The organism is Fimbriimonas ginsengisoli Gsoil 348 (assembly GCF_000724625.1).
GTDB lineage: Bacteria > Armatimonadota > Fimbriimonadia > Fimbriimonadales > Fimbriimonadaceae > Fimbriimonas > Fimbriimonas ginsengisoli.
In genome coordinates this window covers 1,785,704-1,802,249 of sequence record NZ_CP007139.1, presented here as the reverse complement: position 1 = coordinate 1,802,249, position 16,546 = coordinate 1,785,704, and the positions used below count along the sequence as shown (strand labels likewise).

General features: G+C 61.0%; 16 protein-coding genes and 1 pseudogene. 7 read left to right on the top strand and 10 right to left on the bottom strand.

What is annotated here, in order from left to right; genetic code table 11:
- Window positions 1-86 precede the first annotated feature (86 nt).
- Both OP10G_RS08240 and OP10G_RS08235 read right to left on the bottom strand, forming a co-directional pair.
- Window positions 87-794, bottom strand: coding sequence for a rhomboid family intramembrane serine protease (locus OP10G_RS08240; protein WP_025226366.1), 708 nt, complete (start codon window positions 792-794; stop codon window positions 87-89).
- Window positions 795-842: 48 nt separating this feature from the next.
- The gene (locus OP10G_RS08235; RefSeq protein WP_025226367.1) at window positions 843-1,406 is read right to left on the bottom strand and encodes an HDIG domain-containing metalloprotein; all 564 of its coding nucleotides are present in this window, start codon (window positions 1,404-1,406) and stop codon (window positions 843-845) included.
- 47 nt (window positions 1,407-1,453) lie between these two features.
- Between OP10G_RS08235 and OP10G_RS08230 the strand changes: the two genes are divergently transcribed.
- Window positions 1,454-2,485, top strand: coding sequence for a toprim domain-containing protein (locus tag OP10G_RS08230; RefSeq protein WP_025226368.1), 1,032 nt, complete (start codon window positions 1,454-1,456; stop codon window positions 2,483-2,485).
- A 91-nt stretch (window positions 2,486-2,576) separates the two neighbouring features.
- Here OP10G_RS08230 and OP10G_RS08225 read toward each other — a convergent pair whose 3' ends face one another.
- Genes OP10G_RS08225 through OP10G_RS08215 form a run of 3 tightly spaced genes read right to left on the bottom strand, consistent with a single transcriptional unit; the run spans window position 2,577 to window position 4,722 of the window.
- Window positions 2,577-2,993 carry a hypothetical protein gene (locus OP10G_RS08225; protein WP_025226369.1) on the bottom strand — a complete coding sequence of 139 codons (417 nt, stop codon included), beginning with the start codon at window positions 2,991-2,993 and terminating at the stop codon, window positions 2,577-2,579.
- Between the two features lie 33 nt (window positions 2,994-3,026).
- On the bottom strand, window positions 3,027-3,797 hold the full coding sequence (locus tag OP10G_RS08220; protein WP_025226370.1) for a phytanoyl-CoA dioxygenase family protein: 771 nt from the start codon (window positions 3,795-3,797) through the stop codon (window positions 3,027-3,029).
- Window positions 3,798-3,831: 34 nt separating this feature from the next.
- Entirely contained in the window at window positions 3,832-4,722 is an 891-nt protein-coding gene (locus tag OP10G_RS08215; RefSeq protein ID WP_025226371.1) for an AraC family transcriptional regulator, read from the bottom strand.
- Between the two features lie 68 nt (window positions 4,723-4,790).
- Between OP10G_RS08215 and OP10G_RS24280 the strand changes: the two genes are divergently transcribed.
- Window positions 4,791-6,317: a carbohydrate ABC transporter permease gene (locus tag OP10G_RS24280; protein ID WP_025226372.1), complete on the top strand. Its 1,527-nt coding sequence runs from the start codon at window positions 4,791-4,793 to the stop codon at window positions 6,315-6,317.
- A gap of 170 nt (window positions 6,318-6,487) precedes the next feature.
- A complete protein-coding gene (locus tag OP10G_RS08205) occupies window positions 6,488-6,796 on the top strand; it encodes a hypothetical protein (protein WP_025226373.1) in 309 nt (102 codons plus the stop codon).
- 56 nt (window positions 6,797-6,852) lie between these two features.
- On the opposite strand, the gene OP10G_RS08200 is transcribed toward OP10G_RS08205, so the two are convergent.
- Window positions 6,853-7,215, bottom strand: coding sequence for a response regulator (locus OP10G_RS08200; RefSeq protein WP_144241055.1), 363 nt, complete (start codon window positions 7,213-7,215; stop codon window positions 6,853-6,855).
- An 18-nt stretch (window positions 7,216-7,233) separates the two neighbouring features.
- Here OP10G_RS08200 and OP10G_RS08195 point away from each other — a divergent pair, with 18 nt between their 5' ends.
- Complete coding sequence (locus OP10G_RS08195; RefSeq protein ID WP_144241054.1) at window positions 7,234-7,428, top strand: hypothetical protein; 195 nt, start codon at window positions 7,234-7,236, stop codon at window positions 7,426-7,428.
- A gap of 338 nt (window positions 7,429-7,766) precedes the next feature.
- On the opposite strand, the gene OP10G_RS08190 is transcribed toward OP10G_RS08195, so the two are convergent.
- Together OP10G_RS08190 and OP10G_RS08185 are read right to left on the bottom strand one after the other, a co-directional pair.
- Window positions 7,767-8,618, bottom strand: a complete 852-nt coding sequence (locus tag OP10G_RS08190; protein WP_025226376.1) for an SPL family radical SAM protein — start codon at window positions 8,616-8,618, stop codon at window positions 7,767-7,769.
- A gap of 7 nt (window positions 8,619-8,625) precedes the next feature.
- Window positions 8,626-9,135 carry a hypothetical protein gene (locus OP10G_RS08185; RefSeq protein ID WP_025226377.1) on the bottom strand — a complete coding sequence of 170 codons (510 nt, stop codon included), beginning with the start codon at window positions 9,133-9,135 and terminating at the stop codon, window positions 8,626-8,628.
- 45 nt (window positions 9,136-9,180) lie between these two features.
- Here OP10G_RS08185 and OP10G_RS08180 point away from each other — a divergent pair, with 45 nt between their 5' ends.
- A complete protein-coding gene (locus OP10G_RS08180) occupies window positions 9,181-10,893 on the top strand; it encodes a DUF5107 domain-containing protein (protein WP_025226378.1) in 1,713 nt (570 codons plus the stop codon).
- Between the two features lie 153 nt (window positions 10,894-11,046).
- Window positions 11,047-11,625, top strand: a complete 579-nt coding sequence (locus tag OP10G_RS08175; protein ID WP_144241053.1) for a DNA polymerase ligase N-terminal domain-containing protein — start codon at window positions 11,047-11,049, stop codon at window positions 11,623-11,625.
- Window positions 11,626-11,630: 5 nt separating this feature from the next.
- On the opposite strand, the gene OP10G_RS08170 is transcribed toward OP10G_RS08175, so the two are convergent.
- Together OP10G_RS08170 and OP10G_RS27835 are read right to left on the bottom strand one after the other, a co-directional pair.
- On the bottom strand, window positions 11,631-13,427 hold the full coding sequence (locus tag OP10G_RS08170) for a chorismate-binding protein (protein WP_158409178.1): 1,797 nt from the start codon (window positions 13,425-13,427) through the stop codon (window positions 11,631-11,633).
- A gap of 132 nt (window positions 13,428-13,559) precedes the next feature.
- Window positions 13,560-13,942 (bottom strand): annotated as a pseudogene (locus OP10G_RS27835) (GxxExxY protein).
- A 124-nt stretch (window positions 13,943-14,066) separates the two neighbouring features.
- Between OP10G_RS27835 and OP10G_RS08160 the strand changes: the two are divergent.
- Window positions 14,067-16,481 (top strand): S9 family peptidase, encoded by a 2,415-nt coding sequence (locus tag OP10G_RS08160; RefSeq protein WP_025226382.1) that lies wholly within the window; start codon window positions 14,067-14,069, stop codon window positions 16,479-16,481.
- The last annotated feature ends 65 nt before the right edge of the window (window positions 16,482-16,546 follow it).

Here is a 16,546-nt window from a genome sequence, read left to right as displayed (position 1 = left end):
CTCCATAAGTTTCAGCCGCGCACGGCTACCCAGAAGAATACTGGCAGGAGGCCAATTACAGACGGCAGGGTGGCCGTTGTTGCGGTTCAGCCGCTACGTCTTGCCCCAGGAGTGGCGTCCAGGGGGTCGTAATCGGGCTCACGGCTTTGAAGGACCGCCTCCCTTCCGCCGAGGATGAGGACGGTGAGCATGCCGGCCAGGAATCCGCCCACATGAGCCCAGTTGGCCACCCCCTCCTGAGGAGCGAGAATCTGCCATAGGAACCAAAGGCCAAGCAACACCCAGGCGCTGACTTCGAACGACAAAAACGCCAAGATCGGGAGAAAAACCTCAATCTTGTTTCCGGGAAAGAGGAGGAAATACGAGCCGAGGATGCCGCCGATCGCACCGGAGGCGCCGACCGTGGGAACGACGGAATGGGGGTCGACATAGATCTGGGCCGCCGCCGCCGCCACTCCCCAGAAAAGATAGTAGAGCGCGAACCGCACCGACCCGATCGCTTCCTCAACGCTCGCCCCAAAGACGAACAGAAAGATCATGTTCCCCAGGATGTGCATGAACCCGCCATGGAGGAACATCGAGGTGAACAAGGTGACGAGGGCGAAGTGGTCGCCGACGCCGCGGATCGCATCGACGACTTCCGCCGGACGCATGCCTAGGTCCGCGAACACGATGCTGGGGCCAAAGAGCTGGCCGTGCCGATCCCATAGGTAGATCAGGACGTTAAGCAGCACCAGCGCCCACGTTACGATGGGCGCATTCTGCCGTACCTGATTGTCACGAAGCGGAATCACGGCGCGACCAGTCTACGCGATGCGGCTTCATCGACATTGCTTTTGAGCCTATTGCACGCCGGACAAGCCGAGTTTGTCGGCATCGGCTTGCATCGCCTTCAGGCAGTTGGCCACGTGCTCGTCTACGGAAAGGCCGATGAGCTCGGCTCCACTTTGGACGTCGTCACGGTTGACTCCGGCGGCAAAAGAGGGGGTCTTCAGCTTCTTGGTTACGCTCTTGACCTCCACTTCGTGGACGCTCTTGCTGGGCCGGACGTAGGTGACGGCGGTGATGAAACCGCTCAGCTCGTCGCAGGCGAAGAGGTAACGCTGGATCGGTGTGGTGGGATGAACGCCCGTCTTGGCGGCATAGTGAGCGGCGATGGCATCGATGACGTCTTGGGGCCATCCCTGCTCTCGCAGGAGCGCCATCCCCCAAAGCGGATGCTCGTCGGGGTGTTGCTCGTAGTCGAAGTCGTGAAGCAGTCCGGCGTTCCCCCACGCTTCCTCATCGGCGCCGAGCTCTCGCGCATACCACCGCATACAGCTCTCCACCCCGAGACAGTGGCGTCGCAGCGACTCGGAAGGGGTGTGGGCGCACAAAAGAGCCCAGGCGTCGTCTCGGTTCGGCATGGAAAGAGTTTACGGGCGACTTTCACTTATAATAGCTAGACAAACGTATGTCTCTTTCTCTGGCGGAAGTCGAGGCAAGGAATCCGGCGGGGGCACGGCGGAAGCGCTTTTTTTGTCCCCGGTGCCAAGCGAACGGGGGGCGGACGCCCGATTTATCCGTCGACCAGGAGCGTGGTTTGTACCACTGCTTCAAGTGCGGGATCAGCGGTCTGCTGCTTGAATTCCAACGCCGACCCGAGCCGAGCCGCGGACGAAAGACGAGGGGGCGATACGTGCCTCCGGAGGGACCGCCGCCGGAGATCCCCGATGAGTACGTCGCAGGTTGCCGGCGCGACTTTCCCGGATCGCCGGCCGACGACTATGAGCGTTCACGCGGCATCGACGGCGTGAAGACGGGAATGGGGTTCGATCCTTCGTACCCATTTCTGATCGGCGACGAATGGGTGAACGAGCCGGCGGTGGTGTTCTTCTTTCAGGATCTCGAGGGCCGGGTCGTAGCCAAGCAAGGGCGGATGCTGCGAGCGGCGGGATCCGAAGACACTGCCAAGATCACATTCGGCAAGATCTCTCACGGGGTGTTCAACGTTCACGTTCTCAGTGGAGAAGAGGTGATCGTGTGCGAGGGGCCGAACACGGCGGCGGCGCTGGTTGAGCGCGGCTACCCCGCGATCGCCTTGGGAGGAAAGACGACCCAAGATTGGCTTATCGAGGCGCTGGCCGAGCGGCGGGTCTGGATAGGTTTGGATAACGACGAGCCGGGCCGAAAGGCCGCCACCGAATTGCTGGAGGTTCTACGGAGTGTCGGTTGCGAGGCGGAACTTCTCCTGCCTCCGGAGGAGGGGCAAGATTGGAACGACGTGCTGCGGGAGAACCCTTCGTTCCGGGTTCCGTGGGTTTGTCCCATCCCGTACGAGCCGACACTGGAGGACGTGCGCGCGCAGTGCCGCCGCATGCTTCGTCACACAAGCGGCGAGGCGAGGGACATGCTGGCGGAGTGGGAATTCGCCCTGGAATCGGGCTTCAAGCCCGCTCGCGCCTGGTGGCGAAGATACGGCAAACGGCTTCGCACGTTGCTGTAGCATCGGCTCCCAGCCGCTTAACTATGCGCGAAGCGCCTTGGGACTGCGCGAGCTCGCTCGCGCTTTCAGCTTTGTCGGATGGGAGCCGATTCTACGGGGTGGCGATCATTCTCATCAGGTCGGACTTTCGAAAGGCGGCGATGGCCCCCTCCCGGCGCATGGCGGCGTTGGCGGCGGCGTCGGACGACATGCCGCAGATTCTTATCGGCTTGCGCAGCAACAGCTCACGGGTAAGCAAGGCGCCGTTGTAACGGGTGCTGAGGAAGTAGTGATCGAGAAACGCGACGTCGACAGTGCGGATGTCGATCATCTCGGTCCCGTCGACGGTTCTTCCAAAGGCGAGGTCTCCGTGAACTTCGTCGATGCCGGTAAGGGCCAACGTTTTGTGGCCTGCCTCTGTCCAAAAGTGAGCGAGAAGGGTGAGCCACGGAACGTGGTCCTCGACGACGAGGACGGTCTTACCGGTGGCGCCGAGGTCCAGCAGATCGGTCAGCTCGGCGCGGGTCACTCTTCAATGTAGCATCGGCGATTGCCGCCAATGCTACATTCCCTCGAACTGGGATACCGGGTTCGGATCGACTCCGCGCAGCATCATCCCCTGCCCTCGGGAGCGGTGGGTGACGATCGTGGGGGGATCGCTGGGGTCGCGCATCTGGATAAGCATCGTGGTCCGGGCTTCGTCGGAAACGTTGATCCCCGAGCCATGGATCGTGAGGTAGCTAAAGAAGATCGCGTCTCCAGCCTTGGCGGGAATCGGTACCGCATCCTCGATCGGATATCGGTCGAACGGCAGGTGCCAGGAGCCGTCGCCGTCGTGCTCGAGTATCCCGTTCTTGTGTGAGCCGGGGACTACCCGTAGACATCCCTTTTCGAGCGGAGCGTCGTCGAAGTGGACGATCACCGCCATCATCGTATGCCGGTCGTGGGGAAAGAACGGCGCGTCCTGATGCATCGGGAACGGAGACCCTTTCTCGGGCGGCTTGATGAACATCTTGGAGTGATGAAGCTGAACGTTCTCGCTTCCCATAAACGCCGCCGCGTGGTCGGTTATCCGCGGGTCGCACATGAGGCGGGTGGCCAGCGCGGAGTAGAACTGGACGTTATGGCAGTGCAGGATGCGGGTTTCCTTGGCTTCCGCCACGGCGGCGCGGGCCGATCCCCATGTCGCATCTAAGTGCTCGCGGCGGCTCAGCCGCTCGGCCAGATCGTGCATGTCTTGGCGGAGGGCGGCCGCTTCGTCTGCACTGATAAGGCTGGGAACCTGCACATATCCCATCTCTCGGTATTGATCGACATATTCGGGACGAACCATGCCGAAAGGGTAGCGGAGCGGAGAGCCGTTCTCCTTAGACCAACCCGCCGGGAGACTGGACGATTCGGACCTCGCCTTCTCCACGACGAAATGCGGCCGGGGCCACTCCGTATCGGCGAGTAAAGCACCGGGTGAAGTAGGCGGAGTCGCTGAATCCGAGGCTGTCGGCGATCTCCTTGATCGGAAGGTCGCCCCGCTGCAGCAGCGCGCTTGCACGATCCAGCCGGGCAAGCATCATGTATCGAGTGGGCGAAGTTCCGGTGAAGGCGGCGAATAATCGTCCAAGGTGACGCGGCGAAACATGGACGTAATTTGCGATTTCGTCTACCGCGAGCGGACGGTATAGGTTGTCTTCGATATAACGCACCGCCTGCTGAGCGATGCGGGCGTGTGGGTCCGGGCGCTCGGCGGGGACCGAGTCCGGCGCCAACGCTTGGGCCATCTCCAAGACCAGCGTTTGAACGAGGGCGCGAACCTGTTCCGGCAACGCGGTCGGTGCCACGGCTCGAAGCGCATCCCAGAGGGAGCGGATGCGGCCATCGTCCATCGCGACGATCGCATCGGAGGCGGCGAAGTTGCGCATCAGCCGCTCCCCGGGCGTTCGCGGCGTACCTCCATCGTCGCTCCAAGCGAAGGAGACCCAGACCAGCTCCATCAGCTCCGGGCCATCGTTCCGAATCTGGTGGACGACTCCCGGGCGGGCCAGGAAGAATGTGCCGGGGGTCAGCCGGTGATCCGTGCCCAACGCGGTAAAGGTGCCGGATCCGTGGGCGCCGACTAGGCAAGCTTCGAAGTGAGTGTGGCGATGCGGCTGGTTGTCCCGAAGGTGCTCATCGTACGCCCAATGCAACAAATCGAGCCGCCCGCCGCCAATGGCAAGGCGGCCAAGCTCCGTATTGAGTCGCGCAATCCAGTCGCGTGCCATCTCTACCAAGCCTTGATGTACCTCTTTAGGATCAGAGCCCGCCACATTAACCGGCTATCCTATAAACCATGAGTCTCGTCGGGCGGGTGGGGCGGAAGCGCCCGCGGGCGCGGGTGGCGATGGCGGGGCTGTACCTGATCCTTACGCTTGGCGCGATCACGACGATCTATCCGTTTCTGCTTATGATCAGCACCGGCCTCAAGGGGCCGACGGATCAGAACGACACCCGCCTCGTGCCGACCTATCTTCAAAAAGATGCCGAGCTCCTGGATAAATACGTCGACGACAAATACGCCGGCGACAAAAGCCTGATCGCCTCAACTCGCCAGGGCGGCTCCCCTGCGGAGGTGGAGAAGTACGACGCTTTTCTGAAAACTCTCCCGATCGATTTTTGGGAAGTTGGATTTCGGATCGCACCGGGACAGGTCACGAGCCGGCTTACCGATCTGTATCGAACGTGGCTGCGGAGCCGATATGAGAATATCGACGCTCTCAACCGGGCCTACGTGGAGGAAAACGTCGCTTTCCAAACCGTGGTCCCGCCCAGCGAGATGTTCGCGCGAAAGGTTTGGCGCCCTACTCCCGGGCGCAAGTACGAGGAGTGGAGAAGCTTTAAGGCAGGGCTGCCGACGACTTTTCGAATTCCGATTACCGAACGGTTGCTTTTCCAGAAGTGGGCGATGGGGAAGTACCAGAACCAATTCGGCGAGGTGCCGCTCGACGTGAAAGGGACTGCCACTCGCTTCGAAGAACTTCAGGTTCCGGCTTCCGGCCCGGTACTGGACGAGTTTCGTAAGCAGGAGCCCGACCGGTTCCGATCCGATGCGGGAGAGGCTAAGTGGGCCGCTTTCGGCGGAATCGGTCCGATGCCGGTCGCCCCTCACGAAGCGGCTTACGTCGCCGCTCACGCGAGCGAACTCCGGAACGAATTTGCCGGGCGCAATTACCGGTACGTGTTGGATTACATCCTGATCAACGGCCGCGCGGTGGCGAATACGGTGCTCTTCTGTGTGTTGGCGATCCTGACTCAGCTCACGGTGAATCCGCTCGCCGCCTACGCTCTCAGCCGGTACCCGGTCCGGCAGTCGGGGGCGATCCTCATCTTTCTGCTCGCTACGATGGCGTTTCCGGCCGAGGTCGCGATGATCCCGGCGTTCTTGCTGTTGAAGGACCTCGGGCTTCTGAACACGTTCGCCGCGCTAGTGCTCCCGTCGGCGGCGAGCGGATACATGATCTTCCTCTTGAAGGGGTTCTTCGATTCACTGCCTCAAGAGCTGTTCGAGGCAGGTTCGCTCGATGGGGCGAAGGAGTCTACGATGATGTTCCGGATCGCCCTCCCGCTTAGCCGTCCTGTCCTCGGCTACCTGGCTCTGGTGGCGTTCATGGGCGCATACGGCGCCTTTATTTACGCGTTTCTGGTGGCGCAGGATCAGAGGATTTGGACCCTGATGGTCTGGATCTATCAGCTTCAAAACAACGCGCCGAAGTCGGTGATGATGGCTGCTCTCACGCTCGCGGCTTTGCCTACGCTGATCGTATTCCTCCTCGCTCAAAGGGTGATCATGAGGGGGATCGTTTTGCCGGGGGAGCGGTAGGGCTCGTTTAACTAAGAAGTTAAGGATATATCTAATACATTTAAGTAAATATGCATCGCCAGCATATTTACTTGTTTTGGCGACGGCAAAGGATGCACTTGAGCCTGCAGGGGCTAAAGCCCTAAAAACGGGTCTTTGAATAAGAGCAAACCTTTTGTAAGATTAAGCGGATGCAACCTACCCAGGCCGTCGTGGTCTCTGCATTGATAATCTTCGCAATTCTAGGCGTTGGGACGATCGCATTGATCGCTTACCTCGGCGCTCGAAATTCGTCGGACGATCTTACAATGGCGCCGGAGACTTCACCACTCGATGCAGTTGAGAAAGCGCTTATGGTGCATCGCGAGCATATTTTCTTGCAGCGCCACCCAGAATGGTCGGGACGCGATTTCCGCTCCGACAAATCCAGTCCGTGGCACACGGAGTTCGAGGAAGAGGACGCCCGCATGGGACGGTCCAGCACCTATCAAGCTCGATAGGCGTCGCTCTCCCTTCGGTGATCCCAACGCCCATAGGGTTGTTGGGATCTTTTCGTTTATGAGATCGCGCTCTTGTTCCACGGGAACGGGAAACGCTTCTTGGTCCCGAATAGATCCGGAAGAAGTCCCTTCGTAATCACGACCTCGACGCCGCGGAGCGTCGGCTCTGCTTTCAACATCTTTACGGTCTCGTCGGTTGACGGTTTTTCAAGATCATTGCCGAGCACGATTACATCGGGACGGCTGATACGCCCGAGCATCAGGACCTCGTTTCCGTTCTTTGCCACCGTAACCTCCACCCCGTGCTTTTCGGCGTTGATCCGGGCCATGTGCAGAACGGCCTTGTTTCGATGGCAAACGAGCACCTTCATAGATGCAACGACGCAAGGATGGACCTTCTGGTTGCGGTTCGTCGTCAAATGACCACTATGACAAGGATGGGAAAGAAAATCACCGAACGAGCGACCGGTCAAATCTGGACGGTCATGGGCGATACCGAAGGGCATAACATCTTGCGGGACGACAATCCTCCGACGGCGCGTCCCAAGAGTTACCGCATTAAAAACGAAGCGACGGGTGAAGAGCGGCTGATCGGTTCCGACATCTCGGCCCGCTTCGAAGGGAACTTCTAGCCAAGTAGCCGATAGAGCTCCATCGAATGATGTCCAGAGGGATCTGCGAACGCCTCCGGGATCGGTTCGAACCGGTCTCTATTCCCCGGGTGGGAAAACCCGGGGCGAAGTTCTGGTCCCCTTCCAGGGCGGATTCCCGGAGGGGAGAATCCTGGAATTGATGCGTGTCGATCTACCCGTTGAGAGGTTTGAAAGAGGCGTGCAATGGGAGCGCGGACTTCAGTTCGCTTGTTCCGTCGGGCTTCAGCCCGCGCTTCGGAAAGGCGTCGACTGAAGTCGACGCCGCATGCGAGCTGAAGCTCGCGCTCCCTTTCTAATCCACTTGGCGCGTTGGTTTCTCAGACGGGGCCGAATGCGGCTCCCGAAGAGCCGTAAGCCTCGCAACCGTGGCGCAACGCGGCGCGGCAGCGGCTGTACGCCTCGTACGTCCACCCTTGCTCGTCGGCAAGTTCCCGCGCTCGGTCGCGAGTGCCGGCCGCGAAGGCGCGGTCCCCCGAATGGAAGTAGCCGGACGTTACGGCATCGACTCCCATTCGGGTCAGCCGCTTGCCGAACGCTTCCGGATCGTGCATTGGAAGCATCGGGCAGACGCACACCGCCACGCGGACCCCCGCCGCTTTGATCCGCTCAACCGCCTCCAACCTCCTCTCGATGCTGGCGCAGCCCGGCTCGAACTGCTTGCGCACCGAATCGTCGTCGGTCGTTACCGACATATTCACGCGGAGAAACTGAAATCTCTTGAACAGGTCGACGTCGCGCGCGGCGAGCGGGCTTCGCGTTTGAACCACTAAACGCGCTTGAGCGTCGCCCAATATCGCCACGATCTCGCGGGTCAGTTCGAGCTTGGCTTCGAGCGGTTGGTACGGGTCGGTCGCGGAGCTCATGAAGATCCGCTTGCCGCGCAGATTCCGATGCCGCAGCGCTTCGGCGGCTCGCACCTTCACCTCCACCCACTTGCCCCACTCGGCTCGCTGAAGATCGTCCGCCACGAAGAACGCGGCGAAACAGTACGAGCACCCGAACGAGCAGCCTCGATAGGGATTAAGGGTGAAGTCGTAGTCGGAAATTCTTCCTTTGCCGGGAGTTAGCAGGTGGGTTGTTTCGATGGCCCGCACGGCCGCCGGTCCGACGGATGCCGGCAGGGTGACGGGTTCCGGCTCGAACAACGAGGCCTGAGATTCTGCAGACATACGTCTACTATATCTTCAATCCGGTCGTGTCTGTTCCCCCGGTTGCTCCGGTAGTCGAACCGGCGGTGTCTCCACCGGTAGCTCCGCCCGTCGTGGCGCCGGCGTCGGTCCCGGTCGTCCCGTCTCCCCCGGTCGTTGCCGCGCCGCCGCTTCCGCCGCCGTCGACGGGTGGTTCGGTGGCTGGTGGTGCGGGGACTTCGGTTTTTGGGGGCTCTGCCGGTTTTGGATCGGGCTTCTTCTTTCTCTTGTGATGGTGGGGGCGGTAAGGAGTCTGGGAAATGCTGACTTCCGGACCTCGCGTGGCCACCGCAGGACCTCGCTCGATGGTGACCTCGGGGTTAGCGATCGCGTGGCCCGAGGTTTCCGCGGCATTGGGAATCGAAGTTGGGGCAGCGGTAGCTGGAGGAGGCTGATGCCGGATCGCCGGCGCAATTACAAAATAGCCGAGGGCAGCGACTAGGACCGGCACGATCAGCCATTTGCCGATCACCCCAATGGAAGACGTTCCGGTCGCCATGTTCCTCATTTTAGCTTAGGTACCCTGAACGTCCGCCCCGACGTTATGCCAACCGAGATATTCGAAGATGGGCTCGATATCCACATCGGGCTATTGGAAGCCGAACCGGTCGCGGTTGGCTCGGCGTATCCGCTGCCTCGGTTACATACGACGGGCGAAGCGGAAACGCGCACGTTTCGAACGGTTCTGCTCGAAAACCCTTACTTGCGCGTTACCCTCGTTCCCGCGCTCGGGGGGCGGATCCTTGGTCTGCTCGACAAGCGAACCGGCATCGAGATCCTTCCCAAATGGAATTCGATCATGCCGGTGCCGGGAGGTCCACGCGGGGTGAGGCTGCGGGAGGGGATCCAGCTCCGCCTAAGCGGCGAGGACCGCCCGAACTCGCTCGGCAATGTGGCGATCCAGATCGAAGACCCGGAGGACGAAGCGTCGCCGGGGGGAGTCTGGCTCGCGGAGTCGGCGTTTGCTCCCGGTTTGAGCTTTCACCTATTCGTCTCGCTCCTTCCTGACCGGGCCGAGTTGCGGTTTGAGGCCAGGATTCTTAATCGGACCTTGGCGCCGCTGCGATATGACGGGGAGTTGTCCTTCGGCCTTGGAGAAGGAACATGGAATGGATCGGCATTTTATTGCCCGGAGCGCGACGCGGGGTTTGGACTCTTCTCCGAGGAGTCGTCGTTCGACGGCGCTCGCTACGAGGATGGTGAAGTCCGCTTTGCCCGCTTCGGCCGGAACCGCTTGCTGGCGCCTCGACAGGTGGACTCGTGGTCGGTTACCCTCACGCCGTACTCTGGACTGGCGGGTCTGAGCGGAGGGTCGACGGAAGTCGGCGCCTGGCTCGACGGCGGCTCGGTTAGGGTGCAGACGGCGTCACCGCGGCCCGGGCATAAGCTTCTGTTGTTAACCTCCGACGGGCAGACCCTCGAAGCCCCGGCGGACCTCTACCCGGAACATGTGCTCGAGATCGACCTTGGAGAACTTCCGGCCGCCCCAGAGGCGCTCGTCCTCGTCGACGAGCGCCGGGAGGAGATTCTACGGGTTCCTGCGCGTCCGATCGACCCGGCCGCCTATCCTCAACCACCTGAGGTCGTCGAGGCGGATCGGCCGGACCTTCGAAGTGTGGACGAACCGAGCCTGCGGCGAGCGACCTTCGATACTGGCCGGCGGCACGAGGCGCTGACGATATTGGGCCAGCGCGCCATGGCCCGCAAGGATCTTTCGGAAGCGGATGCCAAGCTGGAGCAGGCGCTTCTGTATAACGCCGACGACCCTCTGCTGTGGTGGGCGAAGGCGCTGGGGCAGCGTCTGCAAGGTTCGGAAGCAGAACCGGCGGAACTGCTGAACGCCCACTTTCTTGCGCCCTTGGAACCGGCCCTTCGGGCGGAAGGGTTCCTGGCGCAGCCGATGACGATGGGGAAGGAGCCGAGCCCCTTGCTTGCCACGTTAGAGGAGAATCCGGAGGAGTTTGTGGAGGTCGCATGCGTCCTTATCGAGCACGGCCAGCTCGACCAAGCGAGCCGCTGGATCGACGAAGCGCTCCGTCATCGCGACCTCGCGATGCTGCGCCTTCTGATGGCTTACTGCCTCCTCCAAGGACCCCGGATGGACGCCGAAGCGGCCGAGCACGTTGCCGCTGCGGGGCGGGTGGCGGGAGCTCCTTATCCTTGGAGGAGCGTTGAGATCGAAGCGTTGAGAGTTCTCCACGCCCGATTTCCCCACGATGCGCATGTCAAGGCGTTGGGAGAACTGGCCGGCTTGTGACGACCGCCTATGTAGCCTCCCTCCCGCGCGCGGCCTGACCTACTATTTGACGATTTGTAGCCCCACCCACAGTGCGGGGCTTCTGCATCGCTGAAACCCGCGACGCAAAAGAATGGTCAATCCAAGCGCACAAATGTCTACTATAATGTGGTCGTGAAATTCGAGCCGTTTATCGCTTCGGCGCTCTTTTCGCAGCCGCGAGGGAGGATTCGCTTTAATGTGCCGGTCCAGCTCAGCCTGCTTCCCGAATGCCAGCTTCCCATGAGCTTTGCCCTCCGGCTCCACCACGCCACGACTCGTCACTTCGATCTGAGGCTTAGGGTTCTCCAGACGCTTTTCTCCCTCGTTTTGCTCGGCGACCCTTCCCTCGATCCGGCGAAGCCGGTGCGCGCCAAGCTGATGGGTGATCACGACCCACGATATATCGACTCCGAGCGCAAAATTCCGGAGGGTCAGCCCGGAGCGGGTCCCACGATGCCGGTGGACCTTGGTGGCTTCGCCCCAATCCTCCGAACGTACTCGACCTATGAGTTGGAGACACTCGACCAGATCAGCCGGGGCGATTTCCAGTTCACCCTAACCGGAAGGCATCTCAAGGGTGGCTGGCAACTTCAACGGGGGCAGGGCGACTACTGGGATTTCCAAAAAATGGACGATGAACACGCCTCAACCTCTCGAGTCCTGGTACTGGACAGGTCGTTCAAGACCGGGAAGACATTGGAAGAGATTTGATCGAGCTAGGCCAGGTTCGGTTGTGACAACTCCACCGGCAGAACCCCGGTTACGGAGTTGGCAAAGTAGATCGCTTTAGCTTCTTTCAAATCGCCGACCCGAATCTCGGCGTATTCGGCTTGGCCGTTGTCGACCAATGTGCGGACGGTTATTCCTGGCAGACATCCGCAATCGGGATGGGGCGTGAGAAGGTGATCGCCGAGTTGGATCAAGACGTTCCCGCCACAGAACTCGGAGACGAGTCCGTCTTCGTTGTAGAGGAGCACTTCGTCGGCCTCCGGGTGCGCGTCGAGGTGCTTTTCCAGCATGGCGCGAGATGTCGTCTTGACCCTGAAATTCGGATCGGACGAAGCGACGGGATGGCTGGCTAACGCGGCCCGGATTCGATCGCCGGCGATGGCGCTGGGGCCTTGAGTGATTTCGAAGCGGCCGTCGTACCGAACCGTCGTCCGAACCTTGGTTCTTCCGGGCGATACCTTTATGGCTAGAAGGGCCTTTCGAATCGCCTCGGTATCGATGGGGATGCCATGCTTTGCGGCCGTTTCGGCAAGGCGAGCCAAATGCCGAGCAACCTCGTCCTGATCCTGGATCTGATGCCCGCCGATCGCGTCTAGGATCTGCCACTGGGGCGCTGGGTTGAGGAGCAACTCGCGTTTGTCGAGGCATTCTCGATACTCGGCCTCTACTTCCGAGTCCCATACGACGCCGCTGCCGACGCCGAACTCACCAACGCCATTGCGAACCAGCGCAGTTCGAATGGCGACGTTGAATCGCTGCCAAGTCGGCGTCATCACCCCGATCGTTCCGCAATAGATGTGCCGAGGGGAGCCCTCCAGTTCACGGATCAGGCGCATGGTCGCCACCTTGGGAGCCCCCGTAATCGAAGCCGCGGGAAAGAGCGAACTCAATAGGTCGGAGGTGCGGCGAGCGCACCGGCCGGTGACGGTGGAGGTCATTTGCAACAGCCCCCGGTGGCGCTCGACGTTCAGCAACTGGGGCACTTCCACGGTCCCAACCTCGCAGACCGCGCCGAGGTCGTTCCGCACCATGTCGACGATCATGATGTTCTCGGCGATCGACTTCGGATCTTTGGCCAGCGCGGCGGCGACGGCCGCCGTGTCCGAGCGCTGGACTCCGACGCGGGCCGTCCCCTTCATCGGCCGCGTGGTGACCCGATCTCCGTGTCGCTCGAAGAGGAGTTCGGGGGAGAACGAGGCGATTTGCCAATCACCGCCGTCGATGTACGCGGCGTACAGGGGAGGCTGAACGCCGCAACGGCTGGCGAAAAACTTGGCGGCGTCTTCGGAGAGTGTGAATCTGCACCGAAAGGTGAGATTCACCTGATACGTTTCGCCGTCGGCGAGCGCCTGTTTAACCCGATCGAACGCTACCTTGTACCGCTCGAGATCCCAGTCGGCGTCTAGGTCCTGCGGCTCTACCGGGTCGTAAACGGGAAGAAGCTCTCGGTAATGGGCAGGGGCTTCGGCATACAAGGCGAACCATGCAAGGAGCGGCCATTCGGTCTCAATCGCTTCCATCTCCGGCCGTAGAGTCGCTCCGGCCTCGTACGTGAGAAAGCCGACCGACCATCCTCCGTGTTCCGAGAAATCGCTCGCCGCCTTAAGGCAGGCCGCGACCTCCTCCGGGCGATGGGCGGCGAGTATCTGGCTTGGATTTTGGAAATAAAGCCACCCCGATCCAAGCACCGGATCGTCGTACCGAAGGACGGCATCGCCGGGCTTGATGGCGGCTAGATCAAGAAAGTAACCGCCGCGCCGAACGGCCGAATCCTCGGATGCCATTACGAGCATGATGCCGGATTCGGAGGGTCACGCAAAGGCGCGAAGACGCAAAGAAATGCCCGAGCAAATCGGCGCCCTCTGCGCATTCCCCTTTGCGACTTAGCGCCTTTGCGTGACATATCCCCGGCAAATCTAGGGCATTCCATTAGCGATTCGGTGAATACCATTCTTGATCAGATTTTCACCGAAGTTGACCAGGAGTCCGAGTCGGTATCCACCCAAGCGAAGGTAGGTAAGAACCTGTTTATAGTGAACGGGTGCCAGATCCTCGACGGACTTGATTTCTATTACGACGCGGTTCTCCACGATCAGATCGGCGCGAAATCCGGCCTCGAGCTTGTTGCCTCGGTAGATGACTGGAAGCGGAGCTGTCTAACGAAGGACAAGCCAGGTTGGGCTAGCTCCCAGCAAAGGATTTCTTCATAGGCAGACTCAAGCAAGCCAGGACCCGTCTCGACGTGAATCTGGTAGCAGGCATCGACGATCTCTCTTGCAATGGTATTTTCGGTAAGCATGATCTAGTTTGGTCGCTTGTAAACGCTTCGCAAGGGAGGGGACATGTCACGCAAAGGCGCGAAGACGCAAAGAAGTCCTTGGCGTGACACAAAAAGCCGGTCTCCGCTAGACTCAACCTCAAGCATGCGTACCGTCCTCGTTTGGAGTTTGCTCGGCCTTCAGCTTATCGCCCTTTCCCAAGCCCCGGCTAAGGTGGATCCACTGGCGCAGGAGGGTTACATACTTCCGCCGGACGCGATCAAGGAGGCAGTGCTTGCGCCCTGGTGGCGGAACGTGACCCCCGGAAACTACTCGCCTGACGGCGCTTACTATGTGGTGCTCGAGCGGGATGGACTTCCGCCCCTCGCTTCCCTCGGAAAGCCGCATCTCAATCTTGCCGGGCTCGACATCGATACCGGGGCCAAGCGCGCTCGATCGATGACGACCCGCAACGCTAAAGGACTGAAGGTCGTCGCTATTGCGGGAGGAACCGCGCAGGACATCCCCGCACCTGAGGGCGCCCGCGTCACCGATCCTAGCTGGTCCCCCGACAGTAGGGAAGTCGCCTTTCTGGCCCTCTTTCCGAACCGCACCGAAGCTTGGGTTTTCCGCCTGGGCGACAAAGCCGCCCATCGGGTAACCGCGGAGCCTCTCCTGGCGACCGCGTCGACCGGCATCGACTGGGTGGATGGCCACCGGCTCGCCCTCGTGCTCGCCCCCAATATCCCGGCGCCTCTCCTTCCCGGCATCGCCACCTCGCCGCGAGTAGCCGTCAGCGATCCGAAGAAAGCTCAGCTTCGCACCTATGCGAGCCTGCTGGGCAATCCGACCGACGCAAACCTTTTGGACTACTACACCACTGGCCAGCTTGCCCTCGTCGACGTTACGACCGGGAAGTCCCAGAGCGTGGGGAAGCCCGCGATGATCACCGCCGTCGACCCGAGTCCGGACGGGAAATACTTCCGGGTCACACTGATGGAGCGGCCCTTCAGCTACCTCTATCCCCTCAACAGCTTCCCGCAACGCGAGGTGCTTTGGGACGACAAGGGGGAGCAGAAGGTCGAGCTTCGAAAACGCGGCCTATTGACAAGCGAGGACGAACGTCCAAAGCCGACCGACCGCCGGGCGGTGGCGTGGCGTCCCGACGGGCGAGGACTCGCCTATCTGCAGCTCGAATCGTCCGATCCGAAGGATGCGTCCAAGAAGCCGCGGGATCAAGTGATGCTGTGGCGGCCGCCATTTGGTCCGAACGACACGCAAGTCGTCTGGTCGAGCAGCGACCGGATCGCCTCCGCCCAGTACTCGTCGGACGCAAGCCTGCTCTTCCTTCGCCAAACGATCGACGGCAAGAACCGGCTCTCGCTGGTCCGTCCCCTCACGGCCGATCGGCCGGTGGCGTTGGTCGAAGCGAAGCCGGACGACGAGGCGGTCAACCTCCTTACCAAGCCTGCCAGGGCCGGCACTGCGGTTCGGGTCTCACCCGATGGAACTTCGGTTTTCGTTGCGGGCACGACGTACGCCAAGGACCCGATGCAGCAAGCGCCGCGACCGTTCATCGACCGGATGTCGCTCGTCGACGGAAAGAGAACGAGGATTTTCGAAAGCCAAGCGAACGTCTACGAATCGGCCACCGCCCTGGACGACGCGGTCGACACGTTGGTCGTCACGCGTCAGTCCCCCTCGATGGTCCCGAACAGCTACTTGGTGTCGTTAGGCAACAAGAGCGAGCGAAAAATTACCGACAACCAAGACTACTCACCGGACCTGACCCAGGCGCGGCGAGAGTGGGTGTCCATCACCCGCGCCGACGGCATCAAGTTCTGGGCGAAGGTGACCGTCCCCAAAGATTACAAAGAAGGAACCCGGCTTCCGGCCTTCTTCTGGTTCTACCCGTCGGAATTCACCGGGCAAGACGCTTATGACCGCGGACGCAAGACGTTCAACAAGAATCTGTTCAACGGTATGAGCCCGGCGAACAAAACGGCGCTCATCCGCCTGGGTTATGCGCTCGTCGAGCCGGATTCTCCCATCATCGGCCCGAACGAACGGAAGAACGACACCTACGTTAGTGACCTGCGCAACGACCTCTCGGCGATCATCGACGAGCTCGATCGACGCGGGTTTATCGATCGCCAACGCCTCGCGATCGGCGGCCACTCGTACGGCGCATTCTCGACCGCGAACGCGATGGTCGGAACTCCGTTCTTCAAAGCCGGAATCGCCGGCGACGGGAACTACAACCGCTCCCTGACGCCATTCGGGTTTCAGACCGAGTCGCGCCAGCTATGGGAGGGACGGGAGATGTACCTCAGCATGTCGCCGATCCTGTACGTCGACCAGATCACGGGCGCGCTGCTGATGTACCACGGGCTGGAGGACCAGAACGTGGGTACGACGCCGATCAATTCCGAGCGAATGTTCGCCGCTTTACAGGCGAATGGGAAGCCGGCCGCTCTGTACATGTATCCGTACGAAGACCATGGCCAAATCGCCCAAGAGACAATCTTGGACCAATGGGCACGATGGGTGGCTTGGCTCGATAAGTGGCTAAAGAAGTAGCTGGCGTCGCTCAGGGGAGGGACCTCATCGCCTCCCCCTTTGCGTCTCCGCGCCTTTGCGTGACG